Source organism: Pseudomonas sp. 58 R 3 (genome assembly GCF_900006605.1).
GTDB classification, from domain to species: domain Bacteria; phylum Pseudomonadota; class Gammaproteobacteria; order Pseudomonadales; family Pseudomonadaceae; genus Aquipseudomonas; species Aquipseudomonas salomonii.
In genome coordinates, this window is sequence record NZ_CVTT01000059.1 from 165,575 (window position 1) to 182,994 (window position 17,420).

Sequence of the window (17,420 nt, forward strand, 5' to 3'; positions counted from 1 at the left end):
CGTTGTCGACCCGGCTCGGATGGGGTTAGCCGAGCGTGTGGTCGTGTGCTTGAGTCATAAAACACCGGCCTTTTTCCAGCTCAGATAACGCGTCACCAAGGCGGCCCCCAGCCCCGAGGGGAGCGTATCCAGCACCGACAAGCCGTGGGCGCTCAAGCGCTCATGCAGATCGTTTCTTTTATTGAGATAGTCGACAGTCCCGCTGTAGGCCAGCGCTTCAGGCAAGGTTTGCACGGGGGCCTGGCGCAGTTGGTCGAGTACGTCTTCGCGCAGGCTGGCGACCAGCACCCGGTGTTGCCGGCTGATGCGCTTGACCGCTGCGAGTAACTCCTCATCATCTTCATCGCGAAGATTGGTCACCACGATCACTAATGCCCGACGTTTCTGCCGGGCCATTAATTGGCTGGCGGCGGCCGTATAGTCGGCAGTACGGCGGGTGGTGTCGAGGTCGTAAACAGCATTGAGCAACAGGTTCAGTTGGCCGCTGCCTTTGACGGGCGCCAGGTAGCGCGGCTGGTCGCAGGCAAAGGTGCTCAGCCCGACAGCATCGCCTTGGCGCAAGGCAACGTAACTGAGCAGCAGGCAAGCATTAAGGGCGTGGTCGAAGTGAGCGAGTTCAGCGTCCTGGCTGCGCATGCGCCGACCACAATCGAGCATGAGCACAATCTGCTGGTCGCGCTCGTCCTGATATTCCCGGGCGATGGGCGTGCGCTGGCGCGCGGTGGCTTTCCAGTCGATCTGGCGCAGGCTGTCACCCTCGCGAAACTCACGCAATTGATGAAACTCCAGCCCCAACCCCCGGCGTTGGCGCTGGCGAACCCCCAATTGGCTCAACCAACTTTCCACGCCCAGCAGTTGTGCGCCGTACAAACGGGCGAAGTCAGGGTAGACCCGCGTTGTATCCGGGGCTGCAACAAAGCGCCTCGCAGACCACAACCCGAAAGGGCTGGGTAGGTGAATCTCACAGCGACTGAAACTGAAGTGCCCACGCCGCAAGGGCCGCAATCGATAGCCCAGTTCGCTTCGCTGGCCCGGCAGAAGTTCGATGGGCTGCGGCATATTCTCCACGCTCAGGCCGTCAGGCGCGTGGTCGAATACCTGCACGGTCAGCGGCTGCGGCAAGTCATGTTCAAGGGTCAGGCGTACTTCACCCCAACGGCCCAAGGCCAGGCTACCCGGCATCTGCCGTTGCACCTGTGGGCATGGAAGACGCCGCAGGCGCAGGGCGTCCAGCAGTGCCAATAGAAACAGCGCCAGCAGAAGGCCCCACGCCACTTTATGCAGCGTGTCGGGTACGTTGAGCTGGAGCGCCGTAGCCGCGCCCAACAGGGTGTTCAAACCCAGGAGGACGCCAAGCCAGATCAGCAGCAGACGAGTTGGCTTCATGGCCGGGTCATTGCCGAGGTGCCGGAATCTGCTCCAGCAGTTGCTTGAGCACCTGATCCACTTCCAACCCGTCAATGTCCAATTCGGGGGCGATGCGCACGCGATGGCGCAGCACCGCCAAGGCGCAACCCTTGATATCGTCCGGGGTGACGAACTCGCCACCGCGCAGCAAGGCCCTGGCGCGGGCGCCGCGAACCAGGGCGATGGAGGCACGCGGGCCTGCACCGATAGTCAGCCCTGGCCAACTGCGCGTGGCGCGGGCCAGGCGCACGGCGTAGTCGAGTACTTGCTCATCCAGCGGCAGTTCGCTGGCAATTTGCTGCAACTGCAACACGTCCTCTGCCTGCAGCACCGTGCGCAGTGGCTGCACATCCAGCATGTCGGCCCTGGAGGAGCGGGTGACTTCGCGGACCATCTCCAGCTCCTGCTGCGCATCGGGGTAGTCCATGCGCACTTTGAGCATGAACCGGTCCAGCTCGGCCTCGGGCAGGGGGTACGTGCCTTCCTGTTCGATGGGGTTCTGGGTCGCCAGCACCATGAACGGTTGGTCAATGGGCAGCGCTTCGCCCTCCAGGGTGACTTGGCGTTCCTGCATGGCTTCAAGCAGGGCGGCCTGGGTCTTGGCGGGGGCGCGATTGATTTCATCGGCCAGCAACAGGTGGGTGAACAGCGGCCCCTTGCGCAGCTTGAACTGCTCACTGTGCAGGTCGTACACGGCGTGGCCGGTGACATCGCTGGGCATCAGGTCCGGGGTGAACTGGATACGGGCAAAGTCGCCACCAAAACAGCGTGCAAGCGCGCGAACCAACAGGGTTTTGCCGAGCCCTGGCACACCTTCGAGCAGTATGTGACCACCGGCGATCAATGCGGTGAGCACGTCGTCGATCACCTGGTCCTGGCCAATCACCGCCTTACGCAGTTCAACACGCAGAGCCTGTGCCTGCTGGCTGGCCTTTTGTAGGCTCTCGGCAGTCGGGGCGGTGGCCGTGGGAAATTCACTCATAGGGCATTCCTGAGGGTTTGCAGGCTCGCCACCTGACGGCTGAAATCGGCGCTGGTGAGCCGTTTTGCCGGGAGTGGGCCGAGGGCCTGGCGGATGACGTGGGAGGGTTGGCGCGTCAGGCGTTCGAGGACCTGCCACTGTGCGTCGCTGTCGAGGTGTTCAAAGCCTGGGTGGCGCCGTCGTGCCGCCCGCTGGATATCACGCTGCAAGGCGTGCAGCAGCGTGCCTTGGCCACTGCGGCGCAGCAGGAAGTCGGCACTGGCCTTCACGTGTTCCTGTAACTGGCGACGGGCCTTTGGGGCGGGCGCCCGGGTCGGCCCCTGGCGCATGCCGGCGTGCCAGAGTGCCAGGGCAATCAGTGCGCAGAGCGCCACCAGTGCCTGGGGGAAATTGCGCATCAACAGGGTAAGCAGGTCGTCCACGTCGCTGTTGAACAGCAGCGTTACATCCGTACCCCGGTTGAGATACCACAACAGCCAGGCGTTATCGTGTTTGCCGATGCCTGGGGTTTTCCACAGGTCGCTGTCGGTTACCACCGTTACGGTGCCTTGGCCGAAGTTGCGTTGCATCAAATGGCTGGACTTGCCGCTGTTGGCGGAGAACTGCGCCAGGTGCCTGGGGTCGGTGAGGTTGAAGTCGGTATCGAAGCTGAAATAGGCCGGGGCGGTCTCATTGTCGACGTAGAGTTTGGTCAGGTCCGGTGCTTTCTTTTTGCGTGGGGAAGCAGGCTCGTCAAAGCCCTCGCCGAGTGTCTGGTGGACGTCCAGCCGGTCCAGCAGCAAGTCGCCGCTTTTACCGGTTTCCTCATCCCAAAGCGCTTCGGCAACCAGCAGCAGATGGCCACCGGATTTTGCCCAGTCCAGCAGTTGCTCCGCCTGGCGTGGGGTCATGTTGCTGCGCTCGCCCAGCAATACCAGGCTACGCCCCTTGGCTGGCTGGTCGGCCAGGTGTTCAAGGCTGTTGGCGTGTTCCACGGCCAGGCCCTGCCGGCGCAGGAAGTATTCGGCCGCAAGGTAGGGGTTGGCGATGGCTTGTGGCGATGGGCCGCGATCGACTATTTCGTCGTAGGGAATCGCTTTGTGCCAAACGTAAAGGCCACCGGCTCCCAACAGGCAGGCCAGCAGCAGGCCGATCCACAGCATGGGGCGCTTCATTGGGCGGCTCCCGTACTGAACAGGGCGCGCCAATCGCGGCACAGTTGCTGGTGTACCAACGCCGGCGGAAGGCGGTGGCCATAGGCGAGGTTTTGCCAGTGGTGTGTCAGTGCTTCACTGAAGGCCAGCAGTTGCGGTTGTTGCAGTGAGTGGATGCGCTCCAGGACCTGGCCTTCGGTGTCGGCGCTTTTGAGGGGCAGGTTGAAGTCGTGCAGCAGTCGGTTGAGCAGGCCGCGATACAGCAGGCCGAGGGCTTCCCTGGGGTGGGTGGGCCACAGCTGTTCGGCGGTGCTGGCAATGTCGTCAGGCAAGGTCCCGCTGCCCAACGCCAGGCCGAACAATTGTGCAGGTGCCGCTTTGGCGATTTTGGCTTTGGCCGGCCCGCGTCGACTGACAAAGGCGTGCAGCCACTCCCGATAGCGCCAGACAACTAGCGCGAGGCCAGTCGCCAGCAGGCCCCAGAGCAGTACCTCCAGGCCGAGGGCAGCATTTTTGAAGGAGTTGCGGTTGAAGCTGTCCAGCAGCGCCTGAAGCCAGGCCGGAAGTTTACCGTCACCCTTTACCTTGTGTTGCGCGGCGTTTTTTTCGTCGCCAAAACGGTAGCGAGTGACGGTTTCCGGGTGCTTGAACGGGGGGCTGTCCAGCAGTGCCTTGATCGATTGGCTGGCGGCCTGGGTGGTGACTTGTTTGGCCGGTCCGGGCTCGTCCGCCATGACGGGGCGGCCGAATGGCACGAGCATCAGCCCAGCCACCAGCAGCAGCAACGTTGCGACGCTGCTCAGGCGTTGGCGTAACCGGCGGAACACCAGTTCAAGGTCCCAGGCTTCCAGCACGGTGCGGCGGTTGAGGTACAGGCTGAAACCGCAAGCGACATAGATGGGCTCCCAGAACACCAGAATCAGGGCGTAGAAGGCGTTACTCAAATGCTCCAGCCACAACCCTTCCGAGCCGCTTGCCAGTGCCAACCGTTGCCAGTCCCAATCGAGTTCCAGTTGCTGCGGGATAAACAGGTAGAACAGTGCCATGCAACCGAACCACAGGCCGATTTCCATATGCACGCCAAGGGTGGTAAGCCAGCGTGCAGCGCCAGCATTGCGTTGCAGCAGCACCCCCAGGCGTATTTGACGGGCATTGCCGTCCAGGCCTTCGAGTTGACTCACCGGCATGACAAAGCTGCGGCTCAGGCTCAGTCGCCTCCAGGTCAGGCTGGCCAGCAGTTGGCCTTTGAGCTGGCGCGGCCACTGGCGCACGGCCTGCTTGAGGCTGGGAGTCTCGCCAAACAAGGCCTTGGAGAGGATGTACAGCGGCAAGCGATCAAAGGCCGGTTTTAACCACCAGAACATGAACATGGCCGTGGACGGGTATTTCCACAGCAGCAGGGTCAGCAAGCTGAATATCGGCAACGTCACTATTGCCCAACTGCTCATCAACAGCAGTCGATGTTCCTGCGCCATCAATACACCCAGGTCCATGGCTTCCCAGGAAGTACGGGGACGAATCACTACACTGGCCTCACTCAGGCGCATGGCGAGTGCGTCCGGCAAGCGTGAGGTAGGCGGCAACCAACAGCCACAGCCCGGAGCCCGTTGAGTATTTGATCCAGGGCGCGATCGTGGTGGAGGAAGACCAATAGGCTTCAATAAACGCCGCGATCAGCAGCAATAGCATGACGCCGCAGAGCATTTGCACGCTTATGCGTGCCGCCAGCCGCAGGGATTCGCCGCGTGTCAGGTGCCCGGGAGCAATCACCGCCCAGCCCAATTGCAAGCCTGCCGCCCCGGCCAGGGCGATGGCGGTAAGTTCGAAAGCGCCGTGGCCGATGACAAACGACCAGAAGGTCTGGCCATAGCCGATCTCGGTGAGATGGCCGGAGATCGCGCCGATGATCAGGCCATTGAAAATCAGAAAGAACACGCTGCCCAGGCCCAACAGCAAACCGGCGGCAAAGGTCTGGAAGGCAATCCCGATGTTGTGCATCACGTAGTAGCCAAACATCATCCAGTCCTCACTGGACGCGCGGTCGGCAGCACGCGCGAGGTGACCGGCATCCGGGTCATACATGCTGTGCATCTCGGCCACCTGCGCAGGGCTAACGATGCTGTAGATCAGGTCTGGAAACAGGTAGACCAGCAACGCAACACCCACCAGGCTGCCGAAGAACAGCACGCCTGCGATCAACACGAAACGCCATTGTTCGCGCACCAGGCGCGGGAAACCCGCCAGGATAAAGCCCACTGCATTCGCGCCCAATTGGCTGCGATGGCGATATAACTGCTGGTGGCCGCGCAGTGCCAGTTGTTGCAGGGGGTCTATCAGGTAGCTGCTGTAGCCACGCTCCTGGGCCAGGGCGAGGTGCTGGCACAGGCGCCGATAATGATGGGGGAAGTCGGACATATCGCCGGCCTTGGCCTTGCCTTGCTCCAACCGGATGAGTTGTGCGGTGAAGGCTTGCCACTGCGGCTGATGGCGGCTTTCGAACAGGCTCTGCTTCATGTTGGCCCCACCAGGCCGCGGGCCACGCCATTGAGTTGTTCTACCGCACGCGCTGGCGATACGTGTAACGGCGTTGCCAGGATGGCCGCCAGTTCGTGCACCCGATCGGCGGACAACTCACCTTGGCGTTCGGCGAAACCCAATATGGCGCGTTGTTCGCTCAGCTCCAGCGTGAAGGGCAGGCGCAGGGCGGTGGCTTGAGGCACCTTGGGGCGCGCCAGTGGCTGCTCGCGGTAGACCACCAGCGTGCCCGCAGCAAGGTCGCCGAGCCGTTTGAAGTGAGGGTGTTGCAGGCAACTGATGGCGCCGAGGAAGTAGCCCAAAGGCAGCATGTCGACAAAGCGCAGCAGGTTGCGGATGAGTGAGGCCGGCCAGCCAATGGGTGTGCCGTCGTCCTGAATGACGCGCAAGCCCATGACCTGCTTGCCCGGAGAGCAGCCCTGGTTAAGGACTTCGAACAGCACCATGTACCACCAACTGATCAGGAACAGCAGCAGCGAGCCCAGGCCAATACCGATATTGCCGAGCAGTGCCAGTGGCACGAGCAGGATACCCATGATCAGGCCGCGCACACCCAGGTCGAAAGCAAAAGCCAGTGCGCGTGGCATCAGGCCGGCCGGGCGCAAGGGCAAGTCTATGCCCTCGGGCGTCTCGATCGGGTAGTGGGTATCCAATGGAACTGATGGCATCGCGATCCTTGGCAGTGCGGGCGGCTTGAAGACACGGATGCTAGCAGTGTCGACGGTGGAAGCAACCCTTCAAGGTTTTGCTGGATGTTTGTACAGCTATCTATCGCTGGCCCCGAGTGCCTTGCTGCGCCTAGACTTTGTCGATCTTCAGCACAGGAACAGCCCGTGACCACCATTTTCTGGTACGACTATGAAACCACCGGCATCAACCCGCGCAGCGATCGCCCGTTGCAGGTCGCCGGTATTCGTACCGACCTCGAGCTCAACGAGGTCGGCCCGCCGGTCAACCTGTATTGCCAGCCAAGCGACGATATCCTGCCGCATCCGGCTGCCTGCGCCATCACCGGTATCACCCCCGGCATTCTGGCGGAAAAAGGCCTGGCCGAAGCCGACTTCATGACCCGCGTGCACGCTGAGCTGGCCGCGCCTGGAACCTGTGGCGCCGGTTACAACACTTTGCGCTTTGACGATGAAATGACGCGTTACAGCCTGTACCGCAACTTTTTTGACCCCTATGCCCGTGAGTGGCAGGGCGGCAACAGTCGTTGGGACTTGATCGATGTGGTGCGCACGGCTTACGCACTGCGCCCCGAAGGCATTGAGTGGCCGCAGCAGGACGGGCGTGTCACCCTCAAGCTGGAGCGTTTGACCCAAGCCAATGGCATCGATCATGGCCAGGCTCACGATGCCCTGTCGGACGTGCGAGCCACCATCGCCCTGGCGCGGCTGATCCGCGACAAGCAGCCAAAGTTGTATGACTGGTTGTTTCAACTGCGCAGCAAGCAGCGAGTGATGGATCAGGTCCGCCTGTTGCAGCCCATGGTGCACATTTCCGGGCGTTTCTCCGCCGAACGTCATTACCTGAGCGTGGTACTGCCTCTGGCCTGGCACCCGCGCAATCGCAATGCGTTGATTGTCTGTGACCTTGGCCTCGACCCGCAGGGTTTGCTCGACCTCGACGCCGACACCTTGCGCCAGCGGCTCTACACGCGTCGTGATGATTTGGCGCAAGGGGAATTGCCCGTGCCGCTCAAGTTGTTGCATATCAACCGCTGCCCGGTGGTCGCGCCATTGAGTGTGCTGCGCGCACAGGATCGCGAACGCTTGAACTTCGATATGGACGTGTGCCAGGCACGGGTGCTGCGACTAACTGACGCACAGGAAGTTTGGCGCGACAAGTTGGCAGCCATTTATGCCGAGGAAGACTTTGCGCCGAGCACAGACCCGGAGCAGCAGCTCTATGACGGTTTTATCGGTGACCGTGACCGACGGTTATGCGAACAAGTCCGCGTGGCAGAACCAGCGCAGTTGGCACGTCAGCAGTGGCCTTTCGATGATCATCGATTGCCGGAATTATTATTCCGTTACCGCGCACGTAACTTTCCTGACACCTTGGACAACGATGAGCAACAACGCTGGAAACTTTTCTGTCAGCAACGTTTGTCGAGCGCGGAGTGGGGCGCACCCAATACCCTGTTGGCATTTAAGCAGGCACGTGAGGAGTTGGCTGTTAGTGCTACAGCGTTTCAGCGCCAGGTGCTCGATGAGTGGCAGGAGTATGCCGACTCTTTAGCCGCTCGCCTGGGCCTGTAGTCAGGTACTTGCAGAGTATTCGGACAATAAAAAACGCCAGCAAGCTGGCGTTTTTAATGTGTTGCATATCAGGCCTGAGCCCGATCAGGCTTAGCCCAGCAGGGTAGCCCAACCTTCAACCACGTCGCCGCCCCACTTGGCTTTCCACTCTTTCAGAGTCTTGTGGTTGCCACCTTTGGTTTCAATCACTTCGCCGTTGTGCGGGTTTTTGTACTGCTTGACCTTGCGGGCACGCTTGGTGCCGGTAGTTTTCACAGCGCCACGTGGTGCTTTAACTTTAGATTCCGGATCCAACAGCGCGATGATGTCACGCAGGGATTTGGAGTACTCACCCATCAGGGTGCGCAGTTTGCCTTCGAATTCCAGCTCGGTTTGCAGCTTGTCGTCTTGGGACAGGTTCTTCAAGCGGGCTTGCAGTTCTTTGATAGCTTCTTCGGTGGCGCGGTATTCGTTGATCAGGGACATGTTGACTACCTTATGTAGAGCGCTGATTGACAGTGAGTGGCCTAATAATAGTCAGGCAATTTCCCCAAGTAAACATTTAAGAAGGCATTTATGTGAATTACGTTGAATGTTTGTGGCAATGCTATGCAATCGAGTTAATTAATAGGTGGCAGGTGTAAAGATAATTCTGTTTGTTTTGCCTAACTGTCTAAGCCTGAGGGCGGGCCTTCATATAGTGGCGGTAAAACCTTACGCTATTAAGGGGTGTCGCCAGGGCCGGGCGGCAGAATAAGGTGCAAGGAGTACTGCAGTTTTTCTGCGTAATCGCTAGAATGGCGGCCTTTGCGAAGTTCTGGAGTTTCCCCCTAATGCGCACTTTTCGGCTGGTGATTGCTTGCCCGGACCGGGTTGGCATCGTTGCCAAAGTCAGTAACTTTCTGGCCTCCCACAACGGCTGGATCACCGAGGCGAGCCATCACTCGGACGATCTCAGCGGTTGGTTTTTCATGCGTCATGAGATACGTGCGGACACGCTGCCCTTTGGTCTCGAAGCATTTCGCGAGGCGTTTGCGCCGATCGCCGAAGAGTTTTCGATGACCTGGCACATCACCGACACGGAGCAGAAAAAGCGTGTCGTACTGATGGCCAGCCGCGAGTCCCACTGCCTGGCCGACCTGCTTCACCGCTGGCACAGCGATGAACTCGACTGTGAGATAGCCTGTGTGATTTCCAATCATGATGACCTGCGCAGCATGGTCGAATGGCATGGCATCCCGTACTACCACGTGCCGGTCAACCCACAGGACAAGGAACCGGCATTCGCCGAAGTCTCCCGCCTGGTAAAGCAGCACGAAGCCGATGTGGTCGTGCTGGCGCGCTACATGCAAATCCTGCCGCCGGAACTGTGCAGTGAGTACGCTGGCCGAGTGATCAACATTCACCACAGCTTCCTGCCATCGTTTGTGGGGGCCAAGCCGTATCACCAGGCCTCCCTGCGCGGTGTGAAGTTGATTGGCGCAACGTGCCACTATGTCACCGAGGAACTTGACGCCGGCCCGATCATCGAGCAGGACGTCGTGCGCGTCAGCCACAGTGACAGCATTGAAGACATGGTGCGTTTCGGCCGTGACGTCGAGAAGATGGTGCTGGCCCGTGGCCTGCGTTACCACTTGGAAGATCGGGTGTTGGTTCACGGTAACAAGACTGTGGTGTTCTGATAGCCGCGTTTAAGTTGAAGACAAAAGGGCCTGGGCGTTTAATCGTCCCAGGCCCTTTTTATTTGTCTGCGGTTGAGGAGTAAGTGATGAGCGACCCACTCGATAAAGCCACCTCCAAAGCGCCTGCGACGCTGGGCGAGGGCTGTTTGAGCCGTTTTGATCCAGATGAGCTTAACCCTGAGGACGGCACCGAGTTTCCCGGTGCCGCCGAGTTGTGGCGCCAGGAACACGCTAAAACCGATCCCGAGCAAGCCTAGCGGCCCGCCGCCTTAAACGCTCGGCGGGCCTTTGGATCAGATCCGGAAGCTGCCCACCAGCTGTTTCAAACGTGCGGCCTGTTGTTCCAGGTCGGTACAGGCGCGCAGGGTCGATTGCAGGTTTTCCACACCTTCCTGGTTGAGGGTGTTGATCTCGGTGATGTCCATGTTGATCGACTCCACCACCGACGTCTGTTCCTCGGTGGCGGTGGCCACAGACTGGTTCATGCCGTCGATCTCGCCAATGCGTTGGGTCACGCTGTTGAGACGCTCACCGGCCAGGTTGGCGATCTCGACGCTCTCCAGGCTATGGCGCTGGCTTTCACTCATGGTGCTGACCGAATCCCGGGCGCCGACCTGCAACTCTTCAATCATCTTTTGCACTTGTTGCGCCGATTCCTGAGTGCGGTGCGCCAGGTTGCGCACCTCATCGGCCACCACCGCAAACCCGCGACCGGCTTCACCTGCACGTGCCGCTTCGATCGCGGCGTTCAGCGCCAGCAGGTTGGTTTGCTGGGAGATGCTGGTGATCACTTCCAGAATTTGCCCGATGTTCACGGTCTTGCTGTTGAGCGCTTCGATATTGCTGCTGGAGGCGCTGATCATCTCGGACAGTTGGTTCATTGCCTTGATATTACGCTCGACCACTTGCTGGCCATCTTCGGCCAGGTGCCGGGCATCGCTGGCCTGATGGGACGCCTGGGCGGCGTTACGTGCGATTTCTTGCGCAGCCGCGCCCAGTTCGTTGATAGCCGCAGCCACGCTGTTGGTGCGGTTGGCCTGCTCGTCAGAGTTGACCATCGACGAGTTGGAGGCGCTGACCACTCGCAGGGCCACTTCATTGACCTGCTCGGTGGCCGAGGACACTTCGCGAATCGAGGTGTGAATGCGCTCCACGAAGCGATTGAATGCGTTACCCAGCGTGCCGAACTCGTCGTGATTCTGGATGTTCAGGCGGCGGGTCAGGTCACCTTCGCCCTCGGCGATGTCCTGCATGGCGCGGGTCATCACGTGCAGGGGTTGCAGCAGCACTCGGATCAGCATGCCGAGCAGCGCGATGATGATCACGACCGCAATGATCGTGGCGATAACGGCCGAGGTGCGAAATTTGCTGAGCATGGCGAAGGATTTATCTTTATCCACCGAAATACCCAGGTACCAGTTCACCGACGGCAGGCCTTTGATGGGGGTGAAGGTCACGATGTTGTCTTTGCCATTGGCTTCGACTTCGCTGAAATCACCACTGATTTTCGGGGTGTTTTTCGGGTACATGTCGGCCAGCGTCTTCATCACCAGGTTCTTGTCCGGGTGCACCAGCACTTTGCCGTCAGCGCTGACCAGGAACGCGTAGCCCATGCCGCCGAAGTTCAGCGCGCCGATGTTATCCACCAGGGTTTGCAGGCTCAGGTCGCCGCCGACCACACCGATGCTTTGCCCGGCCCTGGCGCTGGGGGTGGCCACGGAAATGATCAACTGGCCGGTCGCCGCGTCGATGTAAGGTTCGGTGAGGGTTGAGCCGTTGCTGCTTTGGGCGCCTTTGTACCAAGGGCGCACCCGTGGGTCGAAACCGTCTGGCATTTTGGTGTCGGGGCGGATGGTGAAGGCGCCTTTGCTGTCACCCACGTAGGTGGCCATGAACGAGGAAGTCAGGGTTTTCTGTTCGAGCAGGCCGGCAACCACGGCGGGTTCAGGGTTTATGGCGATGTTCTGTGCGGCATTTTCGACCAGGGCAATGCGCCCGGTGAGCCAGGTTTGAATGTTGCTGGCGGTGACATCACCCATTTCATGCAGGTAATTATCGAGGTCGTCGCGAATCGCGTTGCGTTGCAGGTAGTCGTTGTAGAGGGTAAACAGTGCAAAAGCGGCGATGACGATAAGGGAGGCTGCAAGCAGGATTTTGTGGCTGAAGCGCAGGTTTTTATTCATGGCTTGTAGGGTCCGCTAAGGTCTTAATATCCGAAGCGCGTCCTCGTGGGACGCGCAAAATGACAGCGTCAAAAAAGGTGTGATACTGCGTGTGATAATTCCGGTGGTCCCTGTGAGAACTATCTGACCTATTTTTAGACTTTGTAGGTCTTACCTCTGTCTGTATCGACCTGACGGCACTAAAGATTAACCAAAGGTGACGAAATGCCTGATTCCTCGCAACTCCTTATCGGCGCCGGCCTGGACGGCCAGCCCATCGCTCAGGCCATGCGCCTGGCCAACCGTCACGGGTTGATTGCCGGCGCCACCGGTACAGGTAAAACCGTCACGTTGCAGCGCTTGGCGGAAGCCTTCAGCGACGCGGGTGTGGCCGTGTTTGCCGCTGATATCAAGGGTGACTTGTGCGGCCTTGGCGCTGCGGCCAACCCGCAAGGCAAGGTGGCCGAGCGCATTGCGGGCATGCCTTTCCTTAATTACACGGCGAAGGCTTATCCGGTAACGCTGTGGGATATCCACGGGCAGTCCGGTCATCCGCTTCGCACCACCATCAGTGAAATGGGGCCGTTGCTGCTTGGCAGCCTGCTGGAACTCACCGACAGCCAGCAATCGGCGCTCTATGCGACTTTCAAGGTGGCCGACCGCGAAGGCCTGTTGCTGCTGGACCTCAAAGACCTCAAGGCGTTGCTCAACCACTTGCGTTATCACCCGCAACTGCTGGGCGACGATGCGGCGCTGATGACCACCGGTTCCAGCCAGGCGCTGTTGCGGCGTTTGGCGGTGCTCGAGCAGCAGGGCGCCGAAGCCTTGTTCGGCGAGCCGGCCCTGCAACTTGAAGATATCTTGCAGCCTGCCGGCGATGGTCGCGGGCGCATTCACCTGCTGGACGCGAGCCGCTTGGTGCATGAGGCGCCCAAGGTCTATGCGACCTTCCTGCTGTGGCTGTTGGCCGAGTTGTTCGAACAACTGCCGGAGCGTGGCGATGCCGATAAACCGTTGCTGGCGCTGTTTTTCGACGAGGCGCATTTATTGTTCGCCGATACGCCCAAGGCATTGCAGGATCGCCTGGAGCAAGTGGTGCGATTGATCCGTTCCAAGGGCGTGGGCGTGTACTTTGTCACTCAATCCCCGGGGGATTTGCCTGACACGGTATTGGCGCAACTGGGCCTGCGTATCCAGCATGGCTTGCGGGCGTTCACCACCAAAGAGCAGAAATCCCTGCGTGCGGTGGCGGACGGTTTTCGCCCCAACCCGGCGTTCGATACCTTGTCGGTGCTCACCGAGTTGGGCACCGGTGAGGCGCTGGTGGGGGCGTTGCAGGAAAAGGGCACGCCGGAAGTGGTCCAGCGCGTGCTGGTGGCGCCGCCGCAATCGCGGATCGGGCCGCTTTCCGAGGCTGAACGCGCTGCGATCATCGCCAGTTCGCCTTTATTGGGGCGCTACGACAAGCCGATTGACCGTGAGTCGGCCTATGAAGTGGTGATGGCGCGCAAGGAGCTTGGCCCGACCGAGGAGGCCAAGCCGTCCGGCGAAGAGCCGAGCTTTACCGACAAGGCCGGGGCGTTCCTGGGGACTACCGCGGGCAAGGCGCTCAAATCCGCCATGCAGCAGGCGGCCAATCAAATGGGACGGCAGTTGGTGCGCGGGTTATTGGGCTCGTTGCTGGGCGGCAGTAAACGCAAGTAGCGGTTCAGGGCTTGGGCCTGGCGTGGGCGGCCAACCGCTCCAACGCTGCGCGCAGGCCCGGATCGCTGATGCCGTCGGCCGTGGCTTGAATGGTTTCGGCCGCATTCTGCGACAGGTCCATGGTGTGGCCCACTGCGCCTTGCTGCACGGTGGGCGGCTGCACCTTGAACTGGATGCGGGTCAGGCTGGCAAACTCATCAAATGCCATTAATTGCCGCTGCAAGCGTTTTTGCTGGTAGCGCAGGCGGGTCGCCCAATGCCCGTCGGTGACAATTAACAGTAAATTGCCTTCGCGCCACGACGCCACATGACAATGTTCGCGGGCGGCAGGTTGCAGCTGGCTTTCTACAAGGCGTTGCAAATGGCCCAAGCGTTGCGCGTGGCCGAAGATGGCTTTCAACGGTTTGGCTTCGCGGAGCAACACGCTGGGCGCGCGGGCTGTAAGTGGGCGAAACGCCATGTTTAGACACCTTAAGTAACAGAGCCGCCATCTTAGCAGAAAGCGCCTGTGCGGCCCCAGGCAAAGCGATAGCAGGGCAAAGCGAGTGAAATCAATAGGTAACTTCTGCGCTTGATGGGTTGAAGTTCCAGCAAAAGCCCTTATTTTAAACAAGCCCTCTCACAGCGCCATGCCAGCATCGGGGAATAACGCCACTTTCCTCACCCACGATTCCGGGTAGAATGCGCGTTCGCATGCGGCCGTGAGGGCTGCTCGGGCCACTCACGGTGCGCCCTCCATCCCTATGTGTGGAAGAACCTGCCGATATGTTTGCGCCTTTGTTAAAGAAACTTTTTGGAAGCAAGAATGAGCGCGAAGTCAAACGCATGCTCAAGACGGTGCAGCTGGTCAATGCCTTCGAAGAGCAGATGGTTGCCCTGTCGGACGAGCAATTGCGCGCCAAGACCCAAGAGTTCAAGGCCCGCATAGCCAAAGGTGAAACCCTCGACAAGCTGTTGCCTGAAGCCTTTGCGGTCGCCCGTGAAGCCGGTAAGCGTGTCATGGGCATGCGCCACTTCGACGTGCAATTGATCGGCGGCATGACCTTGCATGAAGGCATGATTGCCGAAATGCGTACCGGTGAAGGCAAGACCCTGGTGGCAACCCTGGGCGTTTACCTCAACGCGCTGTCCGGCAAGGGCGTGCACGTTGTGACGGTGAACGACTACCTGGCCCGCCGGGACGCCAACTGGATGCGCCCGCTGTATGAATACCTCGGCCTGACCGTCGGCGTAGTCACGCCGTTCCAGCCGCCGGAAGAAAAGCGCGCCGCCTATGCGTGTGACATCACCTACGGCACCAACAACGAATTCGGTTTCGACTACCTGCGCGACAACATGGCGTTCAGCATGGAAGAAAAATTCCAGCGCGAACTCAACTTTGCCGTGATCGACGAAGTCGACTCCATCCTCATCGACGAAGCACGTACCCCGCTGATCATCTCCGGCCAGGCCGAAGACAGCTCGCGCCTGTACACCGAGATCAACAAGTTGATCCCGCGCCTGGTGCAGCACGTTGAGGAAGTGGAAGGCGTGGTGACCAAAGAAGGTCACTTCACCATTGACGAGAAGACCCGCCAGGTCGAACTCAACGAAGCCGGCCACCAGTTTGTCGAAGAGATGCTGACCCAGATCGGCGAGCTGGCCGAAGGCGAAAGCCTCTACTCGGCGCACAACCTGGGCCTGTTGACCCACGTGTATGCCGGCCTGCGCGCCCACAAGCTGTTCCATCGCAACGTCGAATACATCGTCCAGGACGGCCAGGTCGTACTGGTTGACGAACACACCGGCCGTACCATGCCGGGTCGCCGTCTGTCCGAAGGCCTGCACCAGGCCATCGAAGCCAAGGAAATGCTCAACATCCAGGCCGAAAGCCAGACGTTGGCGTCGACTACCTTCCAGAACTACTTCCGTCTGTACAACAAACTGTCCGGCATGACCGGTACAGCCGACACCGAAGCGTTCGAGTTCCACCAGATCTACAACCTGGCCGTGATGGTGATTCCACCGAACAAGCCGCTGGCGCGTAAAGATTTCAACGACCTGGTGTTCCTGACGGCCGAAGAGAAGTACGCGGCAATCATCAATGACATCAAGGACGGCATGGCCCAGGGTCGTCCGATTCTGGTGGGTACTGCCACCATCGAAACTTCCGAGCACGTGTCCAACCTGCTCAATAAGGAAGGCATCGAGCACAAGGTTCTCAACGCCAAGTTCCACGAAAAAGAAGCCGAGATCATCGCCCAGGCCGGTCGCCCAGGCGCACTGACCATCGCCACCAACATGGCCGGTCGTGGTACCGACATCCTGTTGGGCGGCAACTGGGAAGTGGAAGTTGCAGCGCTGGAAAACCCAAGCCCAGAGCAGATCGCCCAGATCAAGGCCGACTGGCAGAAACGCCATCAGGCGGTGCTGGAGTCCGGTGGTTTGCAGGTAATCGCCTCCGAGCGTCACGAATCGCGCCGTATCGACAACCAGCTGCGTGGTCGTGCCGGCCGTCAGGGTGACGCCGGTTCGAGCCGCTTCTACCTGTCGCTGGAAGACAGCCTGATGCGTATCTTCGCCTCGGATCGGGTGAAGAACTTCATGAAAGCCCTGGGCATGCAGTCCGGTGAAGCGATCGAGCACCGCATGGTGACCAACGCCATCGAGAAGGCCCAGCGCAAGGTTGAAGGCCGCAACTTCGACATTCGCAAGCAACTGCTTGAGTTCGATGACGTCAACAACGAACAGCGTAAAGTGATTTATCACATGCGTAACACGTTGCTGGCCGCCGACAACATTGGTGAAACCATCGCTGACTTCCGTCAGGACGTGCTCAATGCCACCGTCAGCGCCCACATCCCGCCACAGTCCCTGCCTGAGCAGTGGGATGTTGCCGGCCTGGAAGCCGCGTTGAAGAGCGACTTCGGTGTGGATTTGCCGGTTCAGCAGTGGCTGGACGAAGACGACCACCTGTACGAAGAAACCCTGCGCGAGAAGCTGATGACCGAGCTTTTGGCCGCGTACAACGAGAAAGAAGAGCAGGCGAGTGCCGAAGCACTGCGCACCTTCGAGAAACAAATCGTACTGCGCGTGCTGGACGACCTGTGGAAAGACCACCTGTCGACCATGGACCACCTGCGTCACGGTATCCACCTGCGTGGCTACGCCCAGAAGAACCCGAAGCAGGAGTACAAGCGCGAGTCGTTCACGCTGTTCTCCGAGCTGCTGGATTCGATCAAGCGCGATTCGATTCGCGTGCTCTCCCACGTTCAGGTGCGTCGCGAAGACCCGATCGAGGAAGAAGCCCGCCTGCGTCAGGAAGCCGAGGCACTGGCTGCGCGCATGCAGTTCCAGCATGACGAAGCACCGGGTCTGGAAGCGCCGGAAGCCTTGGGCGAAGAGGTCGATGTGGCCTTGGCTCAAGCCCCGGTCCGCAATGACCAGAAGCTGGGCCGCAACGAGCTGTGCTGGTGCGGTTCGGGCAAGAAGTTCAAACACTGCCACGGCGAAATCAACTAAGATTTTTGCCTGACGCTGCAACACCCTGCGCCGCGACCGGCCTTTGCCGTCGCGGCGTTTTGCCATTAATTTCA

General features: G+C 60.0%; 14 protein-coding genes. 5 read left to right on the forward strand and 9 right to left on the reverse strand.

Annotation, left to right across the window (positions count from 1 at the left end):
* Nucleotides 1-54: 54 nt before the first annotated feature.
* From BFP92_RS17325 to BFP92_RS17350, 6 genes are read right to left on the reverse strand one after another with little or no spacing between them, the layout of a single operon-like run.
* A complete protein-coding gene (locus BFP92_RS17325) occupies nt 55-1,386 on the reverse strand; it encodes a DUF58 domain-containing protein (protein WP_065930428.1) in 1,332 nt (443 codons plus the stop codon).
* Nucleotides 1,387-1,393: 7 nt separating this feature from the next.
* Nucleotides 1,394-2,389 (reverse strand): AAA family ATPase, encoded by a 996-nt coding sequence (locus tag BFP92_RS17330; protein WP_065930429.1) that lies wholly within the window; start codon nt 2,387-2,389, stop codon nt 1,394-1,396.
* The gene (locus BFP92_RS17335) at nt 2,386-3,543 is read right to left on the reverse strand and encodes a DUF4350 domain-containing protein (RefSeq protein WP_065930430.1); all 1,158 of its coding nucleotides are present in this window, start codon (nt 3,541-3,543) and stop codon (nt 2,386-2,388) included. The genes BFP92_RS17330 and BFP92_RS17335 overlap by 4 nt, the downstream gene beginning before the upstream one ends.
* Entirely contained in the window at nt 3,540-5,069 is a 1,530-nt protein-coding gene (locus tag BFP92_RS17340; RefSeq protein WP_065930431.1) for a DUF4129 domain-containing protein, read from the reverse strand. The genes BFP92_RS17335 and BFP92_RS17340 overlap by 4 nt, the downstream gene beginning before the upstream one ends.
* Nucleotides 5,056-6,036 carry a stage II sporulation protein M gene (locus BFP92_RS17345; RefSeq protein ID WP_065930432.1) on the reverse strand — a complete coding sequence of 327 codons (981 nt, stop codon included), beginning with the start codon at nt 6,034-6,036 and terminating at the stop codon, nt 5,056-5,058. The genes BFP92_RS17340 and BFP92_RS17345 overlap by 14 nt, the downstream gene beginning before the upstream one ends.
* A complete protein-coding gene (locus tag BFP92_RS17350) occupies nt 6,033-6,725 on the reverse strand; it encodes an RDD family protein (RefSeq protein WP_065930433.1) in 693 nt (230 codons plus the stop codon). The genes BFP92_RS17345 and BFP92_RS17350 overlap by 4 nt, the downstream gene beginning before the upstream one ends.
* A gap of 165 nt (nt 6,726-6,890) precedes the next feature.
* Between BFP92_RS17350 and sbcB the strand changes: the two genes are divergently transcribed.
* Nucleotides 6,891-8,318: an exodeoxyribonuclease I gene (gene sbcB / locus BFP92_RS17355; protein ID WP_065930434.1), complete on the forward strand. Its 1,428-nt coding sequence runs from the start codon at nt 6,891-6,893 to the stop codon at nt 8,316-8,318.
* A 90-nt stretch (nt 8,319-8,408) separates the two neighbouring features.
* Here sbcB and mvaT read toward each other — a convergent pair whose 3' ends face one another.
* Nucleotides 8,409-8,783 (reverse strand): histone-like nucleoid-structuring protein MvaT, encoded by a 375-nt coding sequence (gene mvaT / locus BFP92_RS17360; protein ID WP_005790963.1) that lies wholly within the window; start codon nt 8,781-8,783, stop codon nt 8,409-8,411.
* Nucleotides 8,784-9,130: 347 nt separating this feature from the next.
* Between mvaT and purU the strand changes: the two genes are divergently transcribed.
* Together purU and BFP92_RS31755 are read left to right on the forward strand one after the other, a co-directional pair.
* Entirely contained in the window at nt 9,131-9,979 is an 849-nt protein-coding gene (gene purU / locus BFP92_RS17365; protein ID WP_017139791.1) for a formyltetrahydrofolate deformylase, read from the forward strand.
* An 86-nt stretch (nt 9,980-10,065) separates the two neighbouring features.
* Nucleotides 10,066-10,236, forward strand: a complete 171-nt coding sequence (locus BFP92_RS31755) for a hypothetical protein (protein ID WP_163005457.1) — start codon at nt 10,066-10,068, stop codon at nt 10,234-10,236.
* Between the two features lie 36 nt (nt 10,237-10,272).
* Here the strand turns inward: BFP92_RS31755 and BFP92_RS17370 are convergent, their stop codons facing one another.
* The gene (locus BFP92_RS17370; protein WP_065930435.1) at nt 10,273-12,162 is read right to left on the reverse strand and encodes a methyl-accepting chemotaxis protein; all 1,890 of its coding nucleotides are present in this window, start codon (nt 12,160-12,162) and stop codon (nt 10,273-10,275) included.
* Nucleotides 12,163-12,366: 204 nt separating this feature from the next.
* On the opposite strand from BFP92_RS17370, the gene BFP92_RS17375 reads away from it, so the two are divergent.
* Nucleotides 12,367-13,845, forward strand: a complete 1,479-nt coding sequence (locus BFP92_RS17375) for a helicase HerA-like domain-containing protein (RefSeq protein ID WP_065930436.1) — start codon at nt 12,367-12,369, stop codon at nt 13,843-13,845.
* A 4-nt stretch (nt 13,846-13,849) separates the two neighbouring features.
* Here the strand turns inward: BFP92_RS17375 and BFP92_RS17380 are convergent, their stop codons facing one another.
* Nucleotides 13,850-14,305 (reverse strand): DUF721 domain-containing protein, encoded by a 456-nt coding sequence (locus BFP92_RS17380; protein WP_056858560.1) that lies wholly within the window; start codon nt 14,303-14,305, stop codon nt 13,850-13,852.
* 305 nt (nt 14,306-14,610) lie between these two features.
* On the opposite strand from BFP92_RS17380, the gene secA reads away from it, so the two are divergent.
* A complete protein-coding gene (secA, locus tag BFP92_RS17385) occupies nt 14,611-17,346 on the forward strand; it encodes a preprotein translocase subunit SecA (RefSeq protein ID WP_017139796.1) in 2,736 nt (911 codons plus the stop codon).
* Nucleotides 17,347-17,420: the final 74 nt, after the last annotated feature.

What these genes read in the sequence shown, in the direction of transcription:
- BFP92_RS17325 (WP_065930428.1), bottom strand. Translation starts at nt 1,386, where the DNA reads ATGAAGCCAACTCGTCTGCTGCTGATCTGGCTTGGCGTCCTCCTGGGT.
- BFP92_RS17330 (WP_065930429.1), bottom strand. Translation starts at nt 2,389, where the DNA reads ATGAGTGAATTTCCCACGGCCACCGCCCCGACTGCCGAGAGCCTACAA.
- BFP92_RS17335 (WP_065930430.1), bottom strand. Translation starts at nt 3,543, where the DNA reads ATGAAGCGCCCCATGCTGTGGATCGGCCTGCTGCTGGCCTGCCTGTTG.
- BFP92_RS17340 (WP_065930431.1), bottom strand. Translation starts at nt 5,069, where the DNA reads ATGCGCCTGAGTGAGGCCAGTGTAGTGATTCGTCCCCGTACTTCCTGG.
- BFP92_RS17345 (WP_065930432.1), bottom strand. Translation starts at nt 6,036, where the DNA reads ATGAAGCAGAGCCTGTTCGAAAGCCGCCATCAGCCGCAGTGGCAAGCC.
- BFP92_RS17350 (WP_065930433.1), bottom strand. Translation starts at nt 6,725, where the DNA reads ATGCCATCAGTTCCATTGGATACCCACTACCCGATCGAGACGCCCGAG.
- mvaT (WP_005790963.1), bottom strand. Translation starts at nt 8,783, where the DNA reads ATGTCCCTGATCAACGAATACCGCGCCACCGAAGAAGCTATCAAAGAA.
- purU (WP_017139791.1), top strand. Translation starts at nt 9,131, where the DNA reads ATGCGCACTTTTCGGCTGGTGATTGCTTGCCCGGACCGGGTTGGCATC.
- BFP92_RS31755 (WP_163005457.1), top strand. Translation starts at nt 10,066, where the DNA reads ATGAGCGACCCACTCGATAAAGCCACCTCCAAAGCGCCTGCGACGCTG.
- BFP92_RS17370 (WP_065930435.1), bottom strand. Translation starts at nt 12,162, where the DNA reads ATGAATAAAAACCTGCGCTTCAGCCACAAAATCCTGCTTGCAGCCTCC.
- BFP92_RS17375 (WP_065930436.1), top strand. Translation starts at nt 12,367, where the DNA reads ATGCCTGATTCCTCGCAACTCCTTATCGGCGCCGGCCTGGACGGCCAG.
- BFP92_RS17380 (WP_056858560.1), bottom strand. Translation starts at nt 14,305, where the DNA reads ATGGCGTTTCGCCCACTTACAGCCCGCGCGCCCAGCGTGTTGCTCCGC.
- secA (WP_017139796.1), top strand. Translation starts at nt 14,611, where the DNA reads ATGTTTGCGCCTTTGTTAAAGAAACTTTTTGGAAGCAAGAATGAGCGC.